The following is a 23,147-nucleotide window of genomic DNA, read 5'->3' as shown; positions in this document are numbered from 1 at the left end:
ATGTCCTTTCCTCTGCTGACAGCGACGGCGGCACTCCCGGCGATCGGGGCGATCGCCACGGCCGCCGTACCGGCCGCCCGGCGCAACGCCGCCAAAGCGCTGGCGCTGCTGTTCTCCCTCGCTACGCTCGCCCTGGCGATCGTCGTCCTGGTCCGCTTCGACCCCGACGGCGACCGCTACCAACTCACCGAATCCCACTCCTGGATCAAGGAATTCGGGGTCAGGTACGAACTGGGCGTGGACGGCATCGCGGTGGCTCTCATCGCGCTGACCGCCCTGCTGATCCCGTTCATCATCCTGGCGGGCTGGCACGACGCCGACCCGCTGGAGACGGGCAACAAGCGCTGGCGGCCGACGCAGGGCTTCTTCGCCCTGATCCTGGCCGTCGAGGCGATGGTGATCATCTCCTTCGAGGCCACCGACGTCTTCCTCTTCTACATCTTCTTCGAAGCCATGCTCATCCCGATGTACTTCCTCATCGGCGGCTTCGGGGACCGTGCGCACGAGCACGGTGAGGAGACGGCGTCCACGCAACGGTCGTACGCGGCCGTGAAGTTCCTGCTGTACAACCTGGTCGGCGGCCTGATCATGCTGGCCGCGGTGATCGGCCTCTATGTGGCCGCCGGGAACTTCTCGCTCGCGGAGATCGCTCAGGCGCGCGCCAACGGAACGCTCGACATGGCGACGAACACCGAACGCTGGCTGTTCCTCGGCTTCTTCTTCGCCTTCGCGGTGAAGGCCCCCCTGTGGCCGTTGCACACCTGGCTGCCCAACGCCATGGGCGAGGCCACGGCTCCGGTCGCCGTGCTCATCACGGCGGTCGTCGACAAGGTGGGCACCTTCGCGATGCTCCGGTTCTGCCTCCAGCTGTTCCCGGAGGCGAGCAAGTGGGCGACGCCCGTCATCCTCGTCCTCGCGGTGATCAGCATCATCTACGGGGCGCTGCTCGCCGTGGGACAGCGGGACATCAAGCGGCTGGTGGCTTACGCGTCGATCTCGCACTTCGGGTTCATCATCCTGGGCATCTTCGCGATGACCAGCCAGGGTCAGTCCGGCGCGACGTTGTACATGGTCAACCACGGCATTTCGACGGCCGCCCTGATGCTGGTCGCGGGCTTCCTGATCTCGCGGCGCGGCTCGCGGCTCATCGCCGACTACGGCGGTGTGCAGAAGGTCGCCCCGGTGCTCGCCGGCACCTTCCTGATCGGCGGTCTGGCGACGCTGTCACTGCCGGGGCTCGCGCCCTTCGTGAGCGAGTTCCTCGTCCTGGTCGGCACGTTCGCGCGCTACCCGGCGATCGGCATCATCGCCACCTTCGGCATCGTCCTCGCCGCGCTCTACACCCTCGTCCTCTATCAGCGGACGATGACGGGCCCGGTGAAACCCGAGGTCGCCGCGATGCCGGACCTCCGCGCGCGTGAGCTCGTGGTCGTCGCCCCGCTGATCGTGCTGCTGATCTTCCTCGGGGTCTACCCGAAGCCGGTCACGGACATCGTGAACCCCGCGGTCAAGCAGACCCTGTCCGACGTACACAAGAAGGACCCCAAGCCCGAGGTGGAGGCGGCCAAGTGAGCGCATCAGCCGTCCACAGCCTGTGGACAACGGCGGCAACCGCGGCCGAACCGATCTCGAAGATCGACTCCCCGAAGATCGAGTACGGGCAATTGTCGCCCACCTTGATCGTCATCGGCGCGGCGATCATCGGGGTGCTGGTCGAGGCGTTCGTGCCGCGCAAGCACCGCTATTACGCACAGGTGTTCGTATCCGTCGTGGCGCTGGTCGCCGCCTTCGCCGCCGTGATCGCGCTGGCGGAGGGCGGGTACGGCACCACGAAGGCACGCATCGCCGCCATGGGCGCGATCGCGGTCGACGGACCGGCCCTCTTCCTGCAGGGCACGATCCTGCTGGCCGCCCTCGTCGGCCTGTTCACCTTCGCCGAACGGCGCCTCGACCCCGAGACGCACGGCAACAGGGTCGACTCGTTCGCCGCCCAGGCGGCCTCCGTGCCGGGCAGCGACAGTGAGAAGGCCGCGGTCAAGGCCGGTTTCACGACCACCGAGGTCTTCCCGCTGCTGCTGTTCGCGGTCGCCGGCATGCTGGTCTTCCCGTCGGCCAACGACCTGCTGACCCTCTTCATCGCCCTGGAAGTCTTCTCGCTGCCCCTGTACCTCCTGTGCGCACTGGCCCGCCGCAAGCGGCTCATGTCGCAGGAGGCCGCGGTCAAGTACTTCCTCCTCGGCGCGTTCGCCTCCGCGTTCACCCTCTTCGGCATCGCACTGCTGTACGGGTATGCGGGCTCGGTGTCATACGGGACGATCGCGCAGGTCGTCGACGGCACGATCAAGAACGTCGACCCGGCGCTCGCCGACACCATGGGCAATGACGCGCTGCTCCTCGTCGGCGCCGCGATGATCGTCATGGGGCTCCTCTTCAAGGTGGGCGCGGTGCCGTTCCACATGTGGACGCCCGACGTCTACCAGGGCGCGCCGACCCCGGTCACCGGCTTCATGGCCGCGGCGACCAAGGTGGCCGCCTTCGGTGCGCTGCTGCGTCTGCTGTACGTCGTCCTGCCCGGCCTGCGCTGGGACTGGCGGCCGGTCATGTGGGGCGTTGCGATCGTCACCATGCTGGGCGGCGCGATCGTCGCGATCACGCAGACCGACATCAAGCGGTTGCTGGCGTACTCGTCCATCGCGCACGCCGGATTCATCCTTGCGGGTGTCATCGCGACCACTCCGGACGGCGTCTCGTCCGTCCTCTTCTACCTGGCCGCGTACTCGTTCGTGACGATCGGCGCGTTCGCGGTGGTCACCCTCGTGCGCGACGCCGGCGGCGAGGCCACGCACCTGTCCAAGTGGGCGGGGCTCGGCCGGCGGTCGCCGCTGGTGGCGGCCGTGTTCGCGGTGTTCCTGCTGGCTTTCGCGGGCATCCCGCTGACCTCCGGCTTCGCCGGGAAGTTCGCCGTGTTCAAGGCGGCCGCGGAGGGCGGCGCGGCCCCGCTGGTCGTCGTCGGTGTGATCTCGTCGGCGATCGCCGCCTTCTTCTACATCCGGGTGATCGTGCTGATGTTCTTCAGCGAGCCGCGGCCCGAGGGTCCGACCGTCGCCGTTCCGTCGCCGCTGACGATGATGGCGATCGGGGTGGGCGTGGCGGTCACGCTGGTGCTCGGTGTGGCGCCGCAGTACTTCCTGGACCTGGCGAACCAGGCGGGAGTGTTCGTGCGCTGAACCGCTGCGCCGCGGTGCGCTGACCCGCGTCGCGGCTGTGCGACGGGCCCGGTTCCCCCCAGCGGGGGCCGGGCCCGTCGACGTCGTACAGGTGATCGAGTTCAGGGACTTCCCCGCCCTCATTACGCAGAGTCACCGGAACCGGCCTGTGGATAACTCGGGCGCTGTCAGTCCGGACCCCTATCGTGGAGGCAGTGGTCGAGGGACGACGTACGGGGGACAGGCGATGGGTGGGACGGGTGGGATCAGCGGGATGACAGGGATCACCGGGACGCCGGGGCGGACCGAGAGCGAGGCGCTGGCCACGCTGCACCGGGTCTTCGGGTACGAGGCCTTCCGCGGCGAGCAGGAAGCGGTCATCGAGCACGTGGTGGCCGGAGGGGACGCGGTCGTCCTCATGCCGACAGGCGGCGGCAAGTCGCTGTGCTACCAGATCCCCGCCCTGGTCAGACCCGGTACGGGCATCGTCGTCTCGCCACTGATCGCACTCATGCAGGACCAGGTGGACGCGTTGCGGGCGCTCGGCGTGCGCGCCGGATTCGTCAACTCCACGCAGGACTTCGACGAGCGGCGCGTCGTCGAGGCCGAGTTCCTCGCCGGCGAGCTGGACCTGCTGTACCTGGCGCCGGAGCGACTGCGCCTGGAATCCACCCTGGACCTCCTCTCACGAGGCAAGGTCGCGCTCTTCGCGATCGACGAGGCGCACTGCGTGTCCCAGTGGGGCCACGACTTCCGCCCCGACTACCTCTCCCTCTCCCTGCTCGGCGAGCGCTGGCCGGACGTCCCTCGGATCGCCCTCACGGCGACGGCCACCCGCGCGACGCACGAGGAGATCACCCAGCGGCTGAACATGCCGACGGCCCGCCACTTCGTGGCGAGCTTCGACCGGCCCAACATCCAGTACCGGATCGTGCCCAAGGCCGACCCCAAGAAGCAGTTGCTGAGCTTTCTGCGCGAGGAGCACACGGGCGACGCGGGCATCGTGTACTGCCTCTCGCGCAACTCCGTGGAGAAGACCGCCGAGTTCCTCTCCCGCAACGGCGTCGAGGCGGTGCCCTACCACGCGGGTCTGGACGCGGGGACGCGCGCGGCCCACCAGTCCCGGTTCCTGCGGGAGGAGGGCCTGGTCGTCTGCGCGACGATCGCCTTCGGCATGGGCATCGACAAGCCGGACGTGCGTTTCGTCGCCCACCTCGACCTGCCCAAGTCGATCGAGGGCTACTACCAGGAGACGGGGCGCGGAGGCCGTGACGGACTGCCCTCCACTGCCTGGATGGCGTACGGCCTCAACGACGTCATACAGCAGCGCAAACTGATCCAGTCCGGCGAGGGCGACGAGGCCTTCCGGCGGCGGGCCGCCGCCCACCTGGACTCGATGCTGGCACTGTGCGAGACCGCCCAGTGCCGCCGCGGCCAACTCCTCGCCTACTTCGGCCAGGAACCGGCTCCGGTGGGTTGCGGCAACTGCGACACCTGCCTCGCACCGCCGGAGACCTGGGACGGCACGGTCGCGGCCCAGAAGGTGCTGTCGACCGTGGTGCGACTGCAGCGCGAGCGCGGACAGAAGTTCGGCGCGGTGCAGATCGTCGACATCCTGATGGGCAAGCGTACGGCCAAGGTGATCCAGTTCGACCACGACCAACTGTCGGTGTTCGGCATCGGCGAGGACCTCACCGAGGGTGAATGGCGGGGCGTCGTACGGCAGCTGCTGGCCCAGGGGCTGCTCGCGGTCGAGGGGGAGTACGGCACGCTGGTGCTGACGGAGGCAAGCGGGGCGGTGCTGCGCCGCGAGCGGGACGTGCCGCTGCGCAAGGAACCGAAGAAACCGGCGGCGGCGAAGACGTCGGGCTCGTCCTCCTCCGGCAGGGGCAAGGCGAAGACGGCCGCGGTCGAGCTGCCCGAGCAACTGCTGCCCGCTTTCGAGGCCCTGCGCGCCTGGCGTGCCGAACAGGCCCGCGAACAGGGCGTTCCCGCGTACGTCATCTTCCACGACGCCACACTCCGGGAGATCGCCACGGTGTGGCCCACGTCGGTGCGACAACTCGGCGGCATCAGCGGCGTCGGCGAGAAGAAGCTGGCGACGTACGGCGAGGGCGTGGTGGAGGTCCTGGCCTCACTGGGCGGTACGCCGGACACCGCCGTTCCAGCGCCCGCCGACGGCCCCGCTCCCGGCGCTGCCCCGGCCGCCGACGCGGATCCGGGAGACCCGGACCACTGGCCCGAGATGGACGAGGAGCCGGAGCCCGAGGACTGGATATAGCGAACTCGACCTCGGGGGCCGGTCGGGGACCGGTTGGGGACGGGCTATCGGGGACTGGTCGGGTACTGGCTGGAGGCGTGCCTGGCAGGAATGACCCGGTTCGGCTTCGGCTTCGGTTTCGGCTGGACAGGCTCCTCAGAGGGCGCGGGTCGCGTACGCCCTGACGTCCGCGTCCGAGTCCGTCGTCGCCGTGGCCAGGGCCGCGCGGGCGGCCTCCGAGGCACGGTGCCGGGTCAGGGCCAGGACGGCGGCCTTGCGGACGTCGGCGTTCGGATCGGCCAGGGTCTTGGCGAGGACGGGGACGGCCGTGTCCGCGTGGGCCACGCCCAGTGCTGTGGCGGCCCCGGCGCGGACCTGCCAGGCCGGGTCGGCGAGGGCGGTCACGGCCCGGGCGGCGAGCGGCGCCGGGCAGCCCGTGGTGCCCAACGCTCCGTAGGCGGCGGCACGTACCAAAGCGTCGGGATCGTCGACGAGCCCGACGAGGGCCGCGAGCACGGCATCAGGCTCGGGAGCGAGGCCGACGTCGAGGCCGGAGTGGGGGCTGTCGGCGGGGCCGACGGCCGCCGGTGAGGGGTCGTGGAGACGGCCGGCCGCCACCGTGGCCAGGGACTTGGCGATGGTGACGCGGACCTCTCGGGAGGGGTCGGCGGTCGCCGCGCGGGCCAGTTCGTCGGCGGCGTCGACGGAGACCAGGGCGCGGACGGCCTCGATCCGGACGGCGATGTCGGCGTCGGTGAGAGCGCTCGCGAACAGGGCGGCGTCCCCGAGGCGCAGGGCGCGCAGCACGTCCAGGGCCGCCGCGCGGACAACGGGGTCGGACTCGGTCAGGGCGGCGGCGAGGCCGTCGCGCAGGGCGGGTTCCGGCGGCAGGGTCTCGACGAGCTCCCGCAGTGAGGCGGCGGCCGCCGCCCGTACCTCTGCGGCGGGGTCGCGCAGCGCCTCGGCGAGGGCGGGGCCGGTGCCCGGCGGCACGGTCTCGGTGAGCACGGCGACGGCCTCGCGCCGGACGGCGGGCACCGGGTCGGTCAAGTAAGGGACAAGAGCAGCGAGTTCGGGCTCTGCTTCGGCGAGGGCGACGAGTTCGAGAAGACGGGAGGAAGACCGACGGGAGGAGGCCTGACCGGGGTCGCTGCCGACAGCAGACGCGGGAGCGGGCTCGGGGGCGGATTCGGGCGCAGGCGTCGAGGTCGCCGAAGGATCGGTCGCCCCCGCGGCGGCTGTTTCGGCTCCGGCGGCGACGGGTGCCGTGTCCCGTGAGCCGGCCGTGGACACCCCCTCGGGGTGGACCTCGCCGAGATGCCGGGAAGGGCCGCCGACGGGGGTGAACTCGTCGACCGGAACCAGATAGGGAGCCACGGGCCGGGCCGTGAACTCCATGGCACCAGAGGGGGACTTGTGCAGGTCAAGGTGGTGGAACCAGGAAGCGTCGTCGCGGAGAGGATGGTCGAGACGATCGTGGTAGAGGCCCCAGCGGGACTCCGTGCGGGCCAGAGAGGCGCGCGCGGCCATCTCCGCGCAGTCGCGGATGAAGGTGACCTCGGCGCACCGCATGAGCTCGTGCGCGGTGCGGGCACCCATGTCGGCGATGTCGCCCCGCATCCGCTCGAAGGCCTCCAGGGCCAGCGACAGCCGAGCGCCCGACTTCGGCGGCGCCACGTAGTCGTTCACGAAGCGGCGCAGTTTGTACTCGACCTGGGGCTGCGGCGGGCCCTCCGGGTTGCGCAGCGGGCGGTAGATCAGCTCGTGCGCCTCGCGCAGCTGGTCAACGGGAAGCTCACCGTCGTAGGCCTTGAACCGGGCCGCGTCCGCGCCGGCGAGGTCGCCGAAGACGAACGCGCCGATCATGTAGTTGTGCGGGACACAGGCCAGGTCGCCGGCGGCGTACAGACGGGGGACGGTCGTGCGGGCGTGCTCGTCGACCCGTACACCCGAGGCGGAATGGCCGCCGCACAGGCCGATCTCCGAGATGTGCATCTCGATGTCGTGGGTGCGGTAGTCGTGGCCGCGCCCGGAGTGGAAGGTGCCCCGGGTCGGGCGCTCAGTGGAGTGCAGGATCGACTCCAGGGCCGAGATCGACTCCTCGGGCAGGTGGCTCAGCTTCAGATACACCGGGCCCCGGTCGCTCGCGACCTCCGCCGCGAACTCGGCCATCATCTGGCCCGACCAGTAGTCGGAGTCGACGAAGCGTTCGCCGTGCCGGTTGACCTGGTAGCCGCCGAACGGGTTGGCGACATACGCGCAGGCGGGGCCGTTGTAGTCCTTGATCAGCGGGTTGATCTGGAAGCACTCGATACCGGTGAGCTCGGCGCCCGCGTGGTAGGCCATGGCGTAGCCGTCACCCGCGTTGGTCGGGTTCTCGTACGTGCCGTACAGGTAGCCGGAGGCGGGCAGGCCGAGGCGGCCGCAGGCGCCGGTCGCGAGGACGACCCCGCCCGCGCGGACGGTGACGAACTGCCCTGTGCGGGTGTTGAAGCCGACCGCCCCGATGGCGCGCCCGTCCTCGGGCGAGGTCAGTACGCGCACGGGCATCACCCGGTTCTCGATGCGGATCCGCTCCCGCATCTCGCGCCGCCGCAACTGCCGGTAGAGGACCTTCTTGACGTCCTTGCCCTCGGGCATGGGCAGGACGTAGGACCCCGACCGGTGCACCTGGCGGACGGCGTAGTCACCGTGCTCGTCCTTCTCGAACTTCACGCCGTACGACTCCAGGCGCTGCACCATGGCGAAGCCGCGGGTGGCGGTCTGGCGGACGGTGGACTGGTCGACGATGCCGTCGTTGGCGCGGGTGATCTCGGCGACGTAGTCGTCGGGCTCGGCGCGCCCGGGGATGACCGCGTTGTTGACGCCGTCCATGCCCATCGCGAGTGCGCCGGAGTGGCGGACGTGGGCCTTCTCCAGGAGCAGCACGTCCGCGCCGCGCTCGGCGGCGGTCAGGGCCGCCATGATCCCGGCGGTGCCGCCGCCGATGACGAGGACGTCGCAGGTCAGCTCCTCGGCGTCGGCGAGCGCGGGGATCTGCAGGGGGGTGTCCGTGTCCACCGGGGTGCCTTTCAGATGCTCAGTGAGGTCAGGACGTCGCGCCGCAGAGCCACGCGCGCGGGGTCGTCGTGGGCGGCACGATCGCGCGGGCGAGGCACGTCCCGTACGGCGAGGAAGGCGGCCTGCGCCCAGGAGGGCCACGCGGTCGCCGAGGAACAGGGCCTCGTCCACGTCGTGGGTGACGAAGACGACGGTCGCCCCGGTGCCGTGCAGCACCTCCACCAGCAGGTCCTGCATGCCGGCACGGGTCTGGGCGTCCAGTGCGCCGAAGGGTTCGTCCATGAGGACGGCGCGTGGGCCTGCGGCGAGCGCACGGGCCAGTTGTGCCCGCTGGCGTTGGCCGCCGGAGACGCGATGCGGCAACTGCCGGGCCCGGTCGGCGAGTCCCACCCGTTCGAGCCAGCGCTCGGCCTGCTTCCTGCGTCGCGCACGCGGCAGGCCCTGGATGGCGAGCGGCAGTTCCACGTTGGCCAGCAGGGTGCGCCAGGGAAGCAGGGCGTCCTCCTGGAAGACCAGCGCACGGTCCGCGGCCGGGCCGCCGATGGGCCGGCCGTCCTGTTCCACGTCACCGGCAAGCGCGGGCAGCAGCCCGGCCAGTGTGCGCAGCAGCGTCGACTTGCCGCAGCCCGAGGGGCCGACGACCGTGAGGATCTCACCCGGCGGGACGTCCAGGTCGACGTCGGCCAGGGCGGCGGCGTCCGGACGGCCGAGGCCCGCCGCGCGGAGCGTGAGCCGGGTTCCGCGCACGGCCGCACCAGCGGCTGCACCGGCGATGGCCGCAGCGGGTGCGCCGGTCGCCGTGCCGGTGGTCTCGCGGGTCTCAGACGAGGTGCTCATCGCGCACCTCCTCGGGCTCGTTTCCGGTGGCGACGGCGATGCCGGCAGCCGGTGCCGGGGCGGCGGACCGGCGGGTTGCCGGCCGGGGCCGACCTGCGGGGACGTACGACGTACGGGGGAGCCAGCGGGTCAGGCGGCGGCCGAGGAGCTCCACGGCCGTGGAGGTGGCCCAGCCGAGCACGCCGATCGTGACCATGCCGACGAACACGCCCGGATAGTCGAGGACCGTGTAGTCCTGCCAGGTGCGGTAGCCGACGCCGTACTGGCCGGAGATCATCTCGGCGGAGATCACACAGATCCACGACACGCCGATGCCGACCGACAGTCCGCCGAAGATGCCGGGCAGCGCACCCGGCAGCACGACCGAGCGGAGGATCCGCCACCGGCCCCCGCCCATGGTGCGCACCGCCTCCTCCCAGCCGGGGGCCAGCGCGCGGACCGCGTGCCGGGTGGAGACCAGGACGGGGAAGAACGCGGCGGCGAAGGTGATGAAGACGATGCCCTGTTCGTTGGAAGGAAAGAGCAGGATCGCCACGGGGACCAGGGCGATCGCGGGGATCGGGCGGACGATCTCGAGGACCGGTCCCAGCAGGTCCTCGGCGAGCCGCGAGCGGGCCACGAGCACGCCGGTTGCCACGCCCAGGACGGCGGCCAGGAGGAAGCCGGTGACAATGCGGGTGAGGCTGTCGGTGAGGTCGGTCCAGTAGTCGTCGCCGGTCAGCCGGTCGGCGAAGGCGCGGGCCACGTCGGCGACCGTGGGGAACTGCGAGAAACGCAGCCACAGATCGACGTTCAGGCTGGTCAGGAGCTGCCACAGGCCAAGGGCGGCCGCCACGGAGGCCAACCGCAGCGCATACCGAGTCGCATACCGAGCCGCATACCGGGTCGCATACCGGGTCGCATTCGGGGTCATGACGCCCGCCCCAGCGCGTCGGCGTACGTGACGACGCGGGCGCCGCCGTGGGCGTCGACGTAGGCCTGCGCGGTGGCCGGGGCGACGAACGGCAGCAGTGTCGTGCCGTCGGCCACCCACACCGCCCTGTCGGCGAACCAGAGCGTGCCGGTGGTGGCGTCGGGGACGTAGGCGGCGCGGATGCCGTCGCGGTGCGCGGCCACGTAGGCCAGCAGCTCGGCGGGCGTCTTGAAAGGACGGGTCTGCGTGGCGCCCTTCGGCCAGACCTCGCTCGTGGCGGGTGCCGGCGTCGCGGCGAGTTGCCTGGCGTACGACGCGCCGAGCGCCTTCTTCACGTACTGGTCGTCGACGAACGCGTCCACGTCGACGTCCCCGGTCAGTTTGGCCGCCTTCAGGATCGACACGTCCTCCTTGAGGGCCGAGACGAGCTGGGGCTTGACGGCCGGGTCGAAGGTGGCGATGCCGTGGGCGCCGTTGTAGAGGTAGACGACCTCGGCGGGCAGGCCAGTGGCCTCGGCGACCTTCTCGGCGGCGTCCACCGGGTGCGCGTCGAGGTAGTCGGTGGCTTCCGACTGCGCCTTCAGGAACGCCTCCAGGACGGCCGGGCGCTTCTTCGTGAAGTCCTCACGGGCGGTGACGCCGTGGAAGGTGGGCAGGTCCAACTGGGCGCCGTCGTAGAGGGCCTTCGCCTTGCCCTGGTAGGCGAGCAGGCCGGGCCAGGCGACGAACTGAGAGAGCGCGTCCGCGCTGCCCGCGGAGAGCGCGGAGGCGCCCACGGCCGGCTGCTGGTTGAGTTTCTCGATGCCCTTGCCGGGGTCGATACCGGCGCGCTGCAGGGCCCGCACGAGGGTGCCGTCGGCGGCGGAGCCCACGCTCGTGGAGACCTTCTTGCCCTTGAGGTCCTTCACTGAGGTCAGCTTGGAGTCGGGCGCGGTGACGATGGTGTTGAGGCCGCCGCGGAGGTTGTAGCCGGTGACCGAGACCAGGTGGGTCGGCTTGCCGAGCTGTTTGCCGCGGGCCGCGTTGATGAGGAGCGGGAAGTCGCCCATCGAGCCGATGTCGATCTTCCCTGCGGTCATCTGCGCGGTGATGGGGGCGCCGGTGGCGTAGTCCTGCCAGTCCACCCTGTAGGTGTGGCCGTCGTGCAGGGCGTTCAGCTGCTTCTCGAAGTAGCCGAGGGAGCGCAGCAGGGTTCCCGCGGTGACCGTGTTGATGGTCTTGGACTGGTAGCCGACGGTGACGGTGACCGTGGAGCCACTACCGGCCTCGGCGCTGCCGCAGCCGGTGAGGGGGAGCAGAAGGAGGGTGGCGGACACGGCGACTGCTTGGGGTTTCATGGAGGTTCGGGCCTTTCACCGGAGCAGGTAGGGCATGTTGACCGTGACGGCTCCGGTGGGACAGCGGGCCGCGCAGGGGCCGCAGTACCAGCACTCGTCGACGTGCATGTAGGCCTTGCCGTTGCTCTCGTCGATGGCGAGGGAGTCCAGCGGGCACATGTCCACACAGAGGGTGCAGCCGTCGATGCACTTCGACTCGTCGATGGTCACGGGCACGTCGGCCCGCTGGGGCGCCAAGGTCATGGCTGTCTCCAGAAAAGTCCCGAGAAATTCTGAGAAATCCCGCGCGGCCGTGAACCGATGAGGCTCTGCCGAACGATGAAGGGGTGAGAGCGCGAACTGCGGAAAACAGGGAGGTGTCAGACGGAGCGGTGCAGCAGGCCGCTCATCGAGATGCGGTCTCCGCGGAAGCGGATGAACTCCAGGTCCACCGGACGGCCGTCGGCGAGGTGGGTAAGGCGTTCGAGCATCAGGACGGCCGCGCCACGCGGTGCCTCCAGTACGGCGGCGGAGTGGGCGTCCGAGGTCACGGCCTCCAGGGTGATCTCGGCGTGGCCGAGGCGCTGCCCGGTGAGGGCCTCCAGGAGGCGGAAGACATCGGTGTTCTCCAGGTCGGCGCCGAGCAGGGCGGTGCCGATGTCGAGCGGGATGTAGGTGAGGTCGAGAGAGAGGGGGAGCCCACCCAGGCGGCGCAGACGTTCGATGTAGAGGACGTCGGTGCCGGGCGGGACGTGGAGACGGTCGGCCACCGGGGCGGGCGCGGCGACCGGGCCCATCGTGCGGACCTCGTTGGTGACGTGGCCGTGCTCGTGCAGGGTCTCCGCGAGTCCCATCAGGCGGTCCAGGCCGTGCGGGTACTTGTGTGCCACGACGACCGTGCCGACGCCGGGCAGGCGTTCCACCAGGCCCTCCGCCCGCAGCAGGTCGAGAGCCTGGCGGACGGTGTTGCGGGAGGCTCGGTAGTCGGTCGCGAGGGTCGACTCGTGAGGGAGCGTGCCGGCCGGGAAGCCGCCGGTGAGCAGCTGACGGCGCAGGAGGTCGGCGAGCTGACGGGCCCTGGTCCGCACGCAGCCGACGACGCGCGCGGTGGGCGGCGACGGTGGTCGCGCCCTGCCCGGCGTGGTCACGGATGCGGTCGGTGGGTGCCATGTTTCGAACCATAGCGAGTCGGTAGGAAAGGCGGTGTTGCCGGAGTGTTGCGCCACCTGCGGGGCCATCAGGTAAGGCACTGACCAGGGAAAACGGGCGGATCTTGAGCAAGATCTGCCAGGTCGGGATCTGCCCGGTCGAGTGCCCTGTCGCGCTCTGCCAGGTCAGGACAACGCCGTCAGCCCCGGGGCGAACGTGATCAGCAGGGGCAGCAGGGGGACCAGCGAGGCCACCGTCGTCGTCAGCGCCCGGTGTCTGCGGAGCAGGCGCGGGGGCGGCTGGAGCAGCCGGTCGACCCGCTCGCCCAGGAGACGGTGACTGGAGGCGCAGGACAGGACGCCCCGGTGTTGGTTCAGCTCGATCAGGGCCAGCGCGGTGGTCAGGTGGCCGCAGCGGCGCGACGCCGTGTCGTCGGCGGCTAGTTCGACCAGGCGGTGGGTCTGGTCGCAGAAATGGGAGAACAACGGAATGCGGGGGAATCCGGTGGCTAGGGCGGTCGAGAGGTGGAGCAGCCAGTCGTGGTGGGCGCGGGCATGGCCGCGTTCGTGGGTGAGGACGGCGTCCAACTGGTGGGAGGTGAGGCGGTGCAGGGCGCCCGTCGTCACGATCAACTGGGGTGGACTGCCGGGCATCCACCAGGCGTCCGGGTACTCGTCCTCCAGGACGAGCAGCGGGCCGCGGGCGGACGGCAGGCCCGCCGGCAGGTCCGGGGCGCGCTCACGCAGGTGCGCCCTGGCCTGGCCGCGGCGTCGGCGCGCCTCGACGAGCTCGCGGGTCAGCATCGCGGTGGTCCAGGCGGCCCCGCAGGCCAGCAACAAGGTCAGGGCCACGGCCCACAGCGGGGCGGCGGAGAGGTCGTACGCCTCGGTGACCGCAGGCGGTGCGGGGGCGAAGACACGCGCGCGGACCGTGTGGAACACGGCCGCGACGCCCAGCACCAGTGCTGTCAGGCAGCACAGCAGGACCGTGGCGACCAGGCACTGCCACACCCACAACCCGACCACAGGCTCCCGCTCGGGCCATGTGGAACGGGTGAGCGCGCGCGGCGCCGGCACGGCGGCCGTCAGCGCGACGACGCTCAGCAGGAGCAGGCAGAGGGTCATGCCATGGGCTCCGGATCCTGGTCGGGACGGGGGTGTGCGCCACGTGCGCGCGGGGTGCGTACCGCGTACCCGCGTGCGTGCGGCCTGCCACGGGCGGCGGGCTCGGCGCGAGGACCGCGCCCGCCGCCAGTATGACGGCGGTTGCTCCGCGAGTCAGCCCACGACGAAGCCCCGATTCAGCCCGGGCTGCCCGGCCTCGACCCGTGCCTCGTTCCTGGCCCTGCCACCTGCCTTGTCGTCTGTCCTGTCACCTGCCCTGTCGCCGATCCCGTCCCGCGTCCCATCGCCGGCCCCGGCGTCGGCTGTGTCACGGGTCTCGTCAGCCGTCGCTTCGCCCGGCGACCACCCGCCCGCTCACCTCTCCCAGTCCCACCCGTGCTCCGCCGGGACCGGGAGCCCACGCCGACAGCGTCACCACGTCGCCGTCCTCCAGGAACGTCCGCTTGCCGTCGGGGAGTTCGAGCGGGTCACGGCCGTTCCAGGTCAGTTCGAGGAGGGAGCCGCGCTCGTTCGGCTTCGGGCCGCTGACCGTGCCGGAGCCGTACAGGTCGCCGGTGCGCAGCGAGGCGCCGTTGACGGTGAGGTGGGCGAGTTGCTGGGCGGCCGTCCAGTACATGGTGGAGAACGGCGGACCGGAGATGACGTGACCGTTGAGCGCGACGGAGATACGCAGGTCGTAGCCGGCGGGTTCGGAGGCCGAGTCGTCCAGGTAGGGCAGCAGGGGGTGGGTGCGCTCCGGGGGCGAGACCCGCGCGTCGTCCAAGGCCTCCAGCGGAGTGATCCAGGCCGACACCGACGTGGCGAACGACTTGGCGAGGAACGGGCCGAGGGGGACGTACTCCCAGGCCTGGAGGTCGCGGGCCGACCAGTCGTTGAGCAGGCACAGACCGAAGACGTGCTCGCGGAAGTCGGTCAGCGCGACGGGGCTGCCCTGGGGCGAGGGCACGCCCACCACGAATCCGACCTCGGCCTCGATGTCGAGCCGCACGGACGGCCCGAAGACGGGGGCCGGATCGGCAGGAGCCTTGCGCTGGCCCGAGGGGCGGACGACATCGGTGCCGGAGACCACGACCGTCCCGGCGCGGCCGTGGTAGCCGATCGGCAGGTGCTTCCAGTTGGGCAGCAGGACGTCCCCCGCGTCCGGGCGGAAGATCGCTCCCGCGTTCCGGGCGTGGTGCTCGGAGGAGTAGAAGTCGACGTAGTCGGCGACGTCGAAGGGGAGGTGCAGGGTCACCGCGGAGAGGGGGTGGAAGAGCGGTTCGACGGTGGGGCGGTGGGCGGGTTCGGTCACCCACTCCGTCAGCGCGCGTCGCACCTGCGACCAGGTCGTACGGCCCGCCGCCAGCAGCGGATCGAGGGTCGGCGCCGCGAGCAGGCCGGCGTGCGGCGAGCCGAGCGCGCGCGCCGCCGCACCGGCGTCGAGGACGTGGTCGCCGAGCCGGACGCCGACGGACCGCTCCGCGGAGCCCGCAAGGGAGAACACGCCGTAGGGGAGGTTGTGCGGGCCGAAGGGATCGCCCTCGGGAAGGTCGAAGGGGGGCATCGGGTTCTGCCTCACTTTCGTGCGCTCTTTGGTGCTCGCCATGTCGTGCTCGCCGGACTCCGAGAGGGTGTCGCGCGGTTGCGCCGAGCCGCGCCACACGTTACGGCCGACCTCAGGGACGTGACACGGGGGCGGGACCGGCGAGGCGCATCGGCCGACAGCGCTGTGCATCCGGTCGCTTACCGAATGTCGCCCATGGGCGGGTCCGCAATCTTGACGGAGCGGTGCGAAAGGGGACACTCTGAGCGGGTGCTGGAAGGCCTCGGGGAGGGGGCCTTCGCCTGGCACACCTGGGGGGCGAATGGCCATAGGGGAGGCCGGCCTCGGGTCGGTGCGGCGTGGCTCACGGCCGAAACGGCTGGAAGCGACCATGCGCGGCAGACTCGGCCGGGAATGCGTGTACGTGCCGTCGTGCAGATTCGGGCTGTTCGTGGCCTTGCGCCACTGGTGCCCGCCCGGCGGACGCGTGCTGATGTCACCGGTCAACGACGACGTGATCTTCTTCGTCCTGCTCGCGGCCGGACTCAGGCCGGTGCAGGCGCCGTTGAACCCACTGGACGCGTCGATCGACGTCGATGGCGTGCCCGACGAGGTGTGGCGCTCACTGTCCGGCGTGCTCACGACGAATCTGTACGGCAACCCGGACGACAGCGTGCGCCTGCGGGAGAAGTGCGACGCGCTGGGCATCCCGTTGTTCGAGGACGCGGCCCACGCGATAGGCAGCGAAGTGGGCGGGCGACCCGTCGGGGCCTGGGGCGACGCCTCCGTTTTCAGCCTGTCCAAGCACGTCGGCGCCAAGGCCGGCGGTTTCCTGACCTGTGCCGACCCGGGGCTGCGCGAGGCCCTGGAGAAGACCTGCGAGGACCTGCTGCTGCCGGCGCGGTTCACGGCGGAACTCGCCTACACCGCCCGACCGTACGCGGAGGCGACCGTACGCGGGCTGCGGCTGCGGCGGGCCGCCTGGGCCACGATGCGGCTGCTCGGGCTGATGGAACGGGAGGAGATCCGGATGCCGCTGCGCCCGGCCGAGCTGGCCCGCGCTGTCGACACGGCGCCGGACCTCGCCGCGCACGACTCCTGGATCCGTGTCGACATGCACGACTACCGGCTGCGTTCAGGACCGCTGAGGACGGGCCGCATCGGCCGCGGGCTCGACCGCCTGGACGAGGTGCTGGCCGCCTGCCGGGCGGGCACCGAACTGCTGCTGTCCACACCATGGGCGCAGCCCGCGGCACCCCGCGCCGACCGGGTCCAACCCCTTTTCCGGGTCCCCTTGTTCGTCGCCGACCGGGATGCCGCGAGGGCGGCGCTCGCGGGGCGGGGCATCGTCGTGGGGTATCTCTATGACCCGCCCCTGGACGACTACGCGGGTGCCCCCTTCACCGACCCGTCGCCCGATCCCGCGGGGGCCCGCTGGTTCGCCCGGCATGCGCTGCCCGTGGATCCGCTGCGGGCCCGGCAGGTCGTCGAGGTGCTCCATGACTCCGGCGTACGGCCGGCCGAGGTGCCGGGAGGGCTGGAGCCGACCCGTGGCTGAGACGCAGGCGGAAATCCAGGTACCCGAACCCTCGGCGCCGTCAGCCGGAACGGAGCCGACCGGCCCGACGCCGGCCGACAGCACCCGCGGCTCCGACTCCCTGTTCAGGAACGCCTACTTCCTGATGCTCAGCACGGGCGTATCCGCCGTGCTGGGACTGGGCTTCTGGCTGGTGGCAGCCCGCTACTACTCGGAGGAGGCCGTCGGGCAGGGTTCGGCCGCCATCGCGGCGATGCGGCTGCTCGCCAGCGTCACGGCGACCACGATGATCGGCGCCGTCGTCCGCTTCGTGCCGCGCGCCGGGCGGGCCACGGGCTCGCTGGTGTGGCGGGCGTACGCGGCCAGTTCGGTGGTCGTCGCCGTCGCCGCGTTCGTGTTCCTGCTCACCCTCGACCTGTGGGGGGCGACGTACGCGCCGCTCGGCACGGCAGCCGCGGGGGCCACGTTCGTCGTCGCCTGCGTGGCGTGGGCCCTGCTCACGCTCCAGGACGGGGTGCTCACCGGGCTGCGCCGGTCGGGGTGGGTGCCCGTCGGCAACGCGGTGTTCTCCGTCGGCAAGCTGATCCTGCTGGTGGTCTTCGCGACCGCGCTGCCGGTGCTCGGCATCTTCGTGTCCTGGGCCGTCGCCATCGCGTTCTCGACCCTGCCGCTGGGCTGGTTGATCTTCCGCCGGCTGATCCCGCGCCAGGCCGCAGCCGACCGGGACCTGGAGCCTCCCGGGCTGCGGGAGATGGGCCGCTTCCTGGCCGGGGACTCGCTGGGCGCCCTGTTCAGTCTGGCGATGATCAACCTGCTGCCGGTCATGGTCGCCGTCCGCTTCAGCGCGGCGGAGAACGGCTACTTCTACGTGGCGTACACCGTCGGCGGCACGATGGAGTTCATGGCCATCAACATGGCCTCCTCCCTCACCGCGCATGCCTCGCACGACCCGCGTCGTCTCGCCGACGGAGTACGCGGGGCGCTGCGTCGGATGACGTTGCTGCTGGTACCGGTGGTGCTCGTGCTGGTGTTGTTCGCCCCGCAGATCCTGATGCCGTTCAACGAGGACTACGCCGAACACGGCACCACCGTGCTGCGGCTGCTGGCCGCAGGCGCGCTGCCCAGGGTCGTGGTGGAGCTGTACATCGGCGTGCTGCGGGTGCAGGGCCGAACCGGCGTGCTCGCCGCGCTCCAGGGCGCCATGTGCACGCTCGTGCTGGGCAGCGCGGCCGTGCTGTTCGCCCCGGCCGGGATCGCGGGCGCAGGCTGGGCGGTGCTGCTCAGCATGACCCTGATCGCCATCGTCTCCGCCGTGGGCCTGCGCTCCGCGCTGCGCCGGCACGACCGCCTGCCCACCGACCGGTCCGCCGCCCCGGCCTACGGCACTCGCTGGGCGCGGCTGAACGCCACCGCCGGGTACGGCACGAACTGGGCGCGCCGCGCGGCGTACGAGCGGGAGGGCATCGACGAGGACACGGTCACCCTGTTCATAGGGCGACCCGGCTATGAACGCGAGGCGTTGCAGGCGGACACCCTCGCGCTCATCGTGCGGCCGCACGAGTCCGACGGGGACACGGAGAGCGAGCGGGGCGAAGGGAGTCGGGGGAGCAAGGGGAGCAGTAAGGGGAGTCAGGGGCGTAGGGAGAGCCAGCGCGAGAGTCAGGGGGAGAGTCAAGGGCGTAGGGAGAGTGGTGGGCTGGAGGAGTGGGAGGAGGCCGGCCGGGAGGGTGTGACGGCTCGGTCCTCGTCGGCCGGTGCCCGGTCTTCGTCGGCCCGTGGCCGGGAGCGGTGGGGTGGGGGTGCCCTGTGGGGTCTGCTCGGTGTGGCCACCGTGGCCTACTGGGCGGCGCTGCGCGACCTGCCGTGGTTCGACGGGCCGTCCGCCAATGTGCTGACCGGGCGTCAGCTGCTGGCGGCACTGCCGCTCACGGCGCTCGTCGCGGGGGGACTGGTGCTGGTGGTGTTCGTCGGCTCGGTGACGCTGCGCGCCGCGAGCGACACGTGGCTGCCGGGGGCGGCGCTGGCGTCCGCCCTGCTCGCCCTGTACGCCGTACCTGTCGCGTTCGGCTGGGAACCGACGCCGGTCGGTGGGGCGTTGTACGAGAGCGCGGCCCGCTTCCTCGCCGACGGGGTGGGGCTCGACGGGCCCGAGCCGCTGTTGCGGTGGGCACCGCCGGTCGGGCAGGTTCTGTGCCTCATACCGCTGTGGCTGCTGCTGGCCCGTGTGGGGCGGTGGCTGACATGGCCGGGGCGCTGGGGGGTTCTCTATCTCATGGCGCTGGGCGGCTGGGTGTGGCGGCAGGAGCTCGCGTCCACAGTCCTGCCCCTGTTCGTCGTCCTCGCCCTCGCCGCACTCTTCCTGTCGCTCCGTGAGAAAGGGATAGGCACACGGACCCGACGGACAGGCGTCAGCGCGGCGGCACGGGCTGGTGGAAGTAGCCGTTCTTCCCCGCCTCGCGGTAACCCTGAAGACCCGGGCCCTCGTTGACGGTCAGATCGCACGCGGCCTGCTCGGAGGTCGGCCGGTTCCAGTGCACCAGGGCCTTCACCTCGGGGAGCTTCTTCACGGCGGCGGGGATCTGCGTGTACCAGTCGCGCTGACGCTGCGGGGCGCCGGCGTCGGGGGCGGTCGCGAACTCCGCGAGCATCACGGGCTTGTCGTCGCTGATGTTCGCGCGCAGCCACTCGTAGCTGGGCCGTTGACTGCGCAGGAAGTCCTTCCAGTCGGTGGTGCCATGACACTGGTAGTAGTTGTACTGGTCCATGGCGATCCAGTCGACGTACTCGTCCCCGGGGTAGAGCGCCTTCATGTCGGCCGCGCTGCCGAGGTAGCCGGAGACGGTCCACACCCACACGACGTTGTCGGCGCCCAGTTGCCGGAACCGGTCGCGCAGGTGGCGGTAGGCCGCGATGAACTCCTTCGGGGTGCCGGCGCCTTCCTTGATGCGGGCGTCGGTCTCCTGGTCGAAGGAGAAGAAGACACGCTTGCCGTAGGCCTTGATGCGCCGGATCTGCGGATCGAGGATCTTCTCGTCGAGCTTTCCGGAGGCGAGGTTCTTCCAGCCGAGCTGGGTCTCCGTCCAGTTCTCGTGGTGCGGCTCTGTCCAGACGGTGGACTCCCAGGCCAGCATCAGCAGCCGGTCCTTGCCGAGTTCCTGTTCGTCGGGGGTGAGCAGCTCGCCGTCGAGCTTGGTGCCCGACATGTCGTGGTAGTTGTAGACGAGGTCCAGCTTGCGGCCGATCCTCTTCTCGAAGCCGAGCACGGCGTCCTTGAGCGAGCCGTTCCCGGCGTACGGCACGGCGGCACCCCACCACGCCCCGCAGGGCGGGATCAGCGCGTCGGTGGGGGCGCAGGGGCCGGTGGGCAGCTCGCCCGAAGCCGCGTTCTCGGGCACGGCGTCATCGGCGGACTCCGAGTCCTCGGAGCGGCCGACCCAGACGCCGAGCCCGGCGAGCAACGCGGCCACCGCCACCAGCACCACGGCCATGTAGGCGCGCCTCGCACCCCCCGTGTCCCCCCTCAAACCCCGCCCTGAACCACCCCCCACGACACCCCCGACACCCCTCCCCATACCCCTCGTTACGACATCCCCCGCGCCGCCCCCCGCGCCGCCCCCCGCGCCGCCCCCCGCGCCGCCCCCCGCGCCGCCCCCCGCGCCGCTCCCCGCGGCGACCCGCGCGGCGTCCTCCGTTTCGTCCCTCATGGTGTTGCTCCCCGTGGTGCTCGCCCTGTTCGGCCTTGGTGGCTTGGGTGGCTTGGGTGGCTTGCGCAGGCGGTGGCGGCCGGTCATGTGGTGCTGCTGCCGGAGGGCCTGCGTTTGACCTTGGCGCGTTCCAGCGCGCCGCGCCGTGCGGCCGGTAGCGGCAGCCCCGGGAGGGCGGCGACGACTGTCGTGAAGCCGGCGAGCGAGACGAGGAAGACGGTCATCGAGAAGCCTTTCACCAGGAACAGGGAGGTGGCGGTGAGCACGCCGAGCGAGAGGCTGATGGGCGCGGCGAGCGCGACGGCCTCCAGCCGGGCGCCGGAGGCCAGCGCCCCCGGCTGCGGATACAGCGCCGCACAGCCCGGGCCGAACAGGACGAAGAGCAGTACCGGGATCCAGCGCAGCGGAGAGTGCCCGGGCACGGCGGTGGCGGCCAGGGCCAGCCAGCCCGAGGCCGCGACGAGGAGTCTGAGGTGGGTCGGGGTGATCCTGGCGGCGTCCGTGGCGTCCGTGGCGTCCGTGGCGTCTGCGGTGTTGTCCGTCAATTCGATCACCTTGTGGTCGGTCGGCGGCCATCGGTCGGTCATCGGGTGGCAGGGCGGTACTCCAGCACGACGCCATAGGGATGGCTCTCGATGGTCCGGAAGCGGGGCGAGGCGGTCAGTTTCGATCGCAGGGTCTCGAAGCCGCCGGGCGGTAGCAGGCCCTCGCCGGAGGCGTAGATGTCCTGGGTGCGGGTGAGGACGACGTACGCCTTCGCGCCCGGCGGGATGCCGGCGGCGAGGTAGGACGCCGGGTCCTTCAGCATCTTCTCGTTCTCGGGCAGCGCCTGCTCGGCGAAGAACCAGTGTTCGAGGCGGTCGTAGTGGCGGAGCGCCTGCGGGAAGGAACCGCTGGTGGCGAGGATCAGCGAGCCGTCGGGGGCGTCGTCCAGAGCCCTGGTGACGAGCGCGGTCTCCTCGGGCGGCGTGTAGAACATCTTCTCCTTGCCGTAGTACGACGGCAGGAAGCCGGCCAGCAGCATCAGCAGCACGGTCGGCAGGGCGACGGCCGCGGCCCGCCGCCGCAGCGTCTTCGCCCTGCTGCGGTGGGTCCCCGCGACGGCCGGCACGAGCGCGGCGGCGGCGAAGAAGGCCGCGCCGGGCAGGGCGAACAGATAGACGCGGAAGAGCATTTCGCCGCCGTAGTCGTTGACGGCGAACAGTGGCACCGGGGCGACCGAGACCAGCAGCAGCGGCAGCGCGCTGCGGGTCAGCCGGCGCCGCAGCACGACGGCGGCCCCGGCGAGGACGGCGATCGCCAGCACCATCACGATGTTGGCGGTGCCCGCGAGTTCGGGGCCGGGGCCGGTGAGCTGTCCCGCGTAGCCCGCGCGGGAGTTCTCGGTCAGTTCCCCGATCGACTTCCTGACGGTGGCGAGCGTCTCGACGAACAGCGGCCGACCCATGGTTAGGTCCCAGGTGAGCATCAGCAGCGCGGCGACGATCAGCAGCCCGTAGTTGCGGTAGCGGCGGGTGAAGCTGAGCGCGAGCAGGCAGATGGTGAGCATCACCGGGGTGAGCTGGTGCGTGGCGTTGATGGCGGCGATCAGCGGGGCCAGGATCACCACGCAGACCGCGCGCTGCCTGCTCCCGGTGGGCGGCGGGACGGGGGCGGCGACGGGGTCGAGGTAGGTGCGGTCCCGTAGTCGTCCGGCCGAGCCGGGGCGTACGAAGTGTCGCAGCACCACCGCGAGGACCGTCAGATGCAGCAGGTAGGCGAGGGCCTGCGGGGCGAAGTAGTCCTGGCCCACCCAGTTGGCGAGCTGGAAGATCCACACGGCGGTCCAGATCAGCCGCCAGTCCTCGCAGAAGGTGCGGTAGATCAGGACGAGCACCGGCATCATGAGCAGGCCGAAGACGATGGGCGCCCAGTTGGCGTACGCGGCGGCGCTCTCGACGCCGAACGCCCGCACCAGGCCCGCGTTGAGCGTGAAGAAGCCCGGCCACTGGTCGTAGGCGGACATGTTGCCCGACAGTGCGGCGCCCGGCCGTAGCTCACCGTTGGCGAGCAGCGTGTTGACGATGGCGTCGTGCTTGGAGGCCCACGGGTAGCGCACCGCGTCGTACAGCACCGCCGGCGGCGCCTTCAGCGCGAACAGCAGTGCGGCGCAGTGCGCGGCCGGCCACCAGGGTGCGGTGCCCGCGCGCCGCAGACTGAGCACGAAGCCCGCGGTGAGGACCAGCAACGAGGCGTAGTAGGTAACCGGGAGACGGTCCAGCAGGCCGTAGTCGCCCATCTCCCGGAAGCCGATACGGGGCAGCGCGTACACCCACAGCCCGGCGGCGAGCAGCAGGGTCACCAGCGCGGCGTCCGGCGGGCGGCGTGGGATCCGCCAGGATCTGCGCTCGCCGCCGGCGGCCCGGACAAGGGTGGGTAGCTCGCTGCTCTCGGTGGTCGGTACAGGCACATGTTGCTGCACGCTGAGGCTCCCCTCCCCCAGGTCAACTATAGGAATTTCCTCTGCTTTTCACACCAAA

General features: G+C 71.2%; 14 protein-coding genes and 2 pseudogenes. 5 read left to right on the top strand and 11 right to left on the bottom strand.

Annotated features, from left to right (window positions below):
• From B5557_RS18405 to recQ, 3 genes are all read left to right on the top strand, one after another.
• On the top strand, positions 1-1,572 hold the full coding sequence (locus B5557_RS18405; RefSeq protein ID WP_079660496.1) for an NADH-quinone oxidoreductase subunit M: 1,572 nt from the start codon (positions 1-3) through the stop codon (positions 1,570-1,572).
• Positions 1,569-3,227: an NADH-quinone oxidoreductase subunit NuoN gene (gene nuoN, locus B5557_RS18400; RefSeq protein WP_079660495.1), complete on the top strand. Its 1,659-nt coding sequence runs from the start codon at positions 1,569-1,571 to the stop codon at positions 3,225-3,227. Before B5557_RS18405 ends, nuoN begins: the two co-directional genes overlap by 4 nt.
• 226 nt (positions 3,228-3,453) lie before the next feature.
• Positions 3,454-5,487: a DNA helicase RecQ gene (gene recQ / locus B5557_RS18395; protein WP_079660494.1), complete on the top strand. Its 2,034-nt coding sequence runs from the start codon at positions 3,454-3,456 to the stop codon at positions 5,485-5,487.
• A gap of 135 nt (positions 5,488-5,622) precedes the next feature.
• Here recQ and B5557_RS18390 read toward each other — a convergent pair whose 3' ends face one another.
• From B5557_RS18390 to fahA, 8 genes and pseudogenes are all read right to left on the bottom strand, one after another.
• Complete coding sequence (locus B5557_RS18390; protein WP_079660493.1) at positions 5,623-8,526, bottom strand: fumarate reductase/succinate dehydrogenase flavoprotein subunit; 2,904 nt, start codon at positions 8,524-8,526, stop codon at positions 5,623-5,625.
• A 327-nt stretch (positions 8,527-8,853) separates the two neighbouring features.
• Positions 8,854-9,363, bottom strand: a pseudogene (locus B5557_RS46260) (ATP-binding cassette domain-containing protein); the annotation flags it as partial.
• Positions 9,347-10,276 carry an ABC transporter permease gene (locus B5557_RS18380; protein ID WP_079660492.1) on the bottom strand — a complete coding sequence of 310 codons (930 nt, stop codon included), beginning with the start codon at positions 10,274-10,276 and terminating at the stop codon, positions 9,347-9,349. The pseudogene B5557_RS46260 and the gene B5557_RS18380, both read right to left, overlap by 17 nt.
• Positions 10,273-11,613, bottom strand: a complete 1,341-nt coding sequence (locus B5557_RS18375; protein ID WP_079660491.1) for an ABC transporter substrate-binding protein — start codon at positions 11,611-11,613, stop codon at positions 10,273-10,275. Before B5557_RS18375 ends, B5557_RS18380 begins: the two co-directional genes overlap by 4 nt.
• 15 nt (positions 11,614-11,628) lie before the next feature.
• The gene (locus B5557_RS18370; protein ID WP_020130156.1) at positions 11,629-11,856 is read right to left on the bottom strand and encodes a 4Fe-4S dicluster domain-containing protein; all 228 of its coding nucleotides are present in this window, start codon (positions 11,854-11,856) and stop codon (positions 11,629-11,631) included.
• 116 nt (positions 11,857-11,972) lie between these two features.
• Positions 11,973-12,762, bottom strand: a pseudogene (locus tag B5557_RS18365) (GntR family transcriptional regulator).
• A gap of 164 nt (positions 12,763-12,926) precedes the next feature.
• On the bottom strand, positions 12,927-13,865 hold the full coding sequence (locus tag B5557_RS18360) for a M56 family metallopeptidase (protein ID WP_079660490.1): 939 nt from the start codon (positions 13,863-13,865) through the stop codon (positions 12,927-12,929).
• A gap of 319 nt (positions 13,866-14,184) precedes the next feature.
• Positions 14,185-15,408 (bottom strand): fumarylacetoacetase, encoded by a 1,224-nt coding sequence (fahA, locus tag B5557_RS18355; protein WP_079664859.1) that lies wholly within the window; start codon positions 15,406-15,408, stop codon positions 14,185-14,187.
• Between the two features lie 301 nt (positions 15,409-15,709).
• Here fahA and B5557_RS18350 point away from each other — a divergent pair, with 301 nt between their 5' ends.
• A complete protein-coding gene (locus tag B5557_RS18350; protein ID WP_079660489.1) occupies positions 15,710-16,945 on the top strand; it encodes a DegT/DnrJ/EryC1/StrS family aminotransferase in 1,236 nt (411 codons plus the stop codon).
• Positions 16,887-19,412 carry a lipopolysaccharide biosynthesis protein gene (locus B5557_RS18345; protein ID WP_107472604.1) on the top strand — a complete coding sequence of 842 codons (2,526 nt, stop codon included), beginning with the start codon at positions 16,887-16,889 and terminating at the stop codon, positions 19,410-19,412. The genes B5557_RS18350 and B5557_RS18345 overlap by 59 nt, the downstream gene beginning before the upstream one ends.
• Here B5557_RS18345 and B5557_RS18340 read toward each other — a convergent pair.
• The 3 genes from B5557_RS18340 to B5557_RS18330 all read right to left on the bottom strand — a co-directional run bounded on the left by B5557_RS18340 (position 19,333) and on the right by B5557_RS18330 (position 23,089).
• Positions 19,333-20,412, bottom strand: coding sequence for a glycoside hydrolase family 26 protein (locus B5557_RS18340; RefSeq protein WP_173877842.1), 1,080 nt, complete (start codon positions 20,410-20,412; stop codon positions 19,333-19,335). The genes B5557_RS18345 and B5557_RS18340 overlap by 80 nt on opposite strands.
• A 299-nt stretch (positions 20,413-20,711) precedes the next feature.
• Positions 20,712-21,173 (bottom strand): DUF1616 domain-containing protein, encoded by a 462-nt coding sequence (locus B5557_RS18335; RefSeq protein ID WP_231976389.1) that lies wholly within the window; start codon positions 21,171-21,173, stop codon positions 20,712-20,714.
• 38 nt (positions 21,174-21,211) lie between these two features.
• A complete protein-coding gene (locus B5557_RS18330) occupies positions 21,212-23,089 on the bottom strand; it encodes a hypothetical protein (RefSeq protein ID WP_099936144.1) in 1,878 nt (625 codons plus the stop codon).
• Positions 23,090-23,147 lie beyond the last annotated feature (58 nt).

It is taken from the genome of Streptomyces sp. 3214.6, assembly GCF_900129855.1.
Classification (GTDB): Bacteria; Actinomycetota; Actinomycetes; order Streptomycetales; family Streptomycetaceae; genus Streptomyces; species Streptomyces soliscabiei.
Note: the sequence above shows the minus strand (reverse complement) of the source record. Positions and strands in the feature narration are given on the sequence as shown.

Excerpts from the sequence above, each read along its gene's own strand:
- B5557_RS18405 (WP_079660496.1), top strand. The coding sequence starts at position 1 with ATGTCCTTTCCTCTGCTGACAGCGACGGCGGCACTCCCGGCGATCGGG.
- recQ (WP_079660494.1), top strand. The coding sequence starts at position 3,454 with ATGGGTGGGACGGGTGGGATCAGCGGGATGACAGGGATCACCGGGACG.
- B5557_RS18380 (WP_079660492.1), bottom strand. The coding sequence starts at position 10,276 with ATGACCCCGAATGCGACCCGGTATGCGACCCGGTATGCGGCTCGGTAT.
- B5557_RS18375 (WP_079660491.1), bottom strand. The coding sequence starts at position 11,613 with ATGAAACCCCAAGCAGTCGCCGTGTCCGCCACCCTCCTTCTGCTCCCC.
- B5557_RS18370 (WP_020130156.1), bottom strand. The coding sequence starts at position 11,856 with ATGACCTTGGCGCCCCAGCGGGCCGACGTGCCCGTGACCATCGACGAG.
- B5557_RS18360 (WP_079660490.1), bottom strand. The coding sequence starts at position 13,865 with ATGACCCTCTGCCTGCTCCTGCTGAGCGTCGTCGCGCTGACGGCCGCC.
- fahA (WP_079664859.1), bottom strand. The coding sequence starts at position 15,408 with ATGCCCCCCTTCGACCTTCCCGAGGGCGATCCCTTCGGCCCGCACAAC.
- B5557_RS18350 (WP_079660489.1), top strand. The coding sequence starts at position 15,710 with ATGGCCATAGGGGAGGCCGGCCTCGGGTCGGTGCGGCGTGGCTCACGG.
- B5557_RS18345 (WP_107472604.1), top strand. The coding sequence starts at position 16,887 with ATGACTCCGGCGTACGGCCGGCCGAGGTGCCGGGAGGGCTGGAGCCGA.
- B5557_RS18340 (WP_173877842.1), bottom strand. The coding sequence starts at position 20,412 with ATGGCCGTGGTGCTGGTGGCGGTGGCCGCGTTGCTCGCCGGGCTCGGC.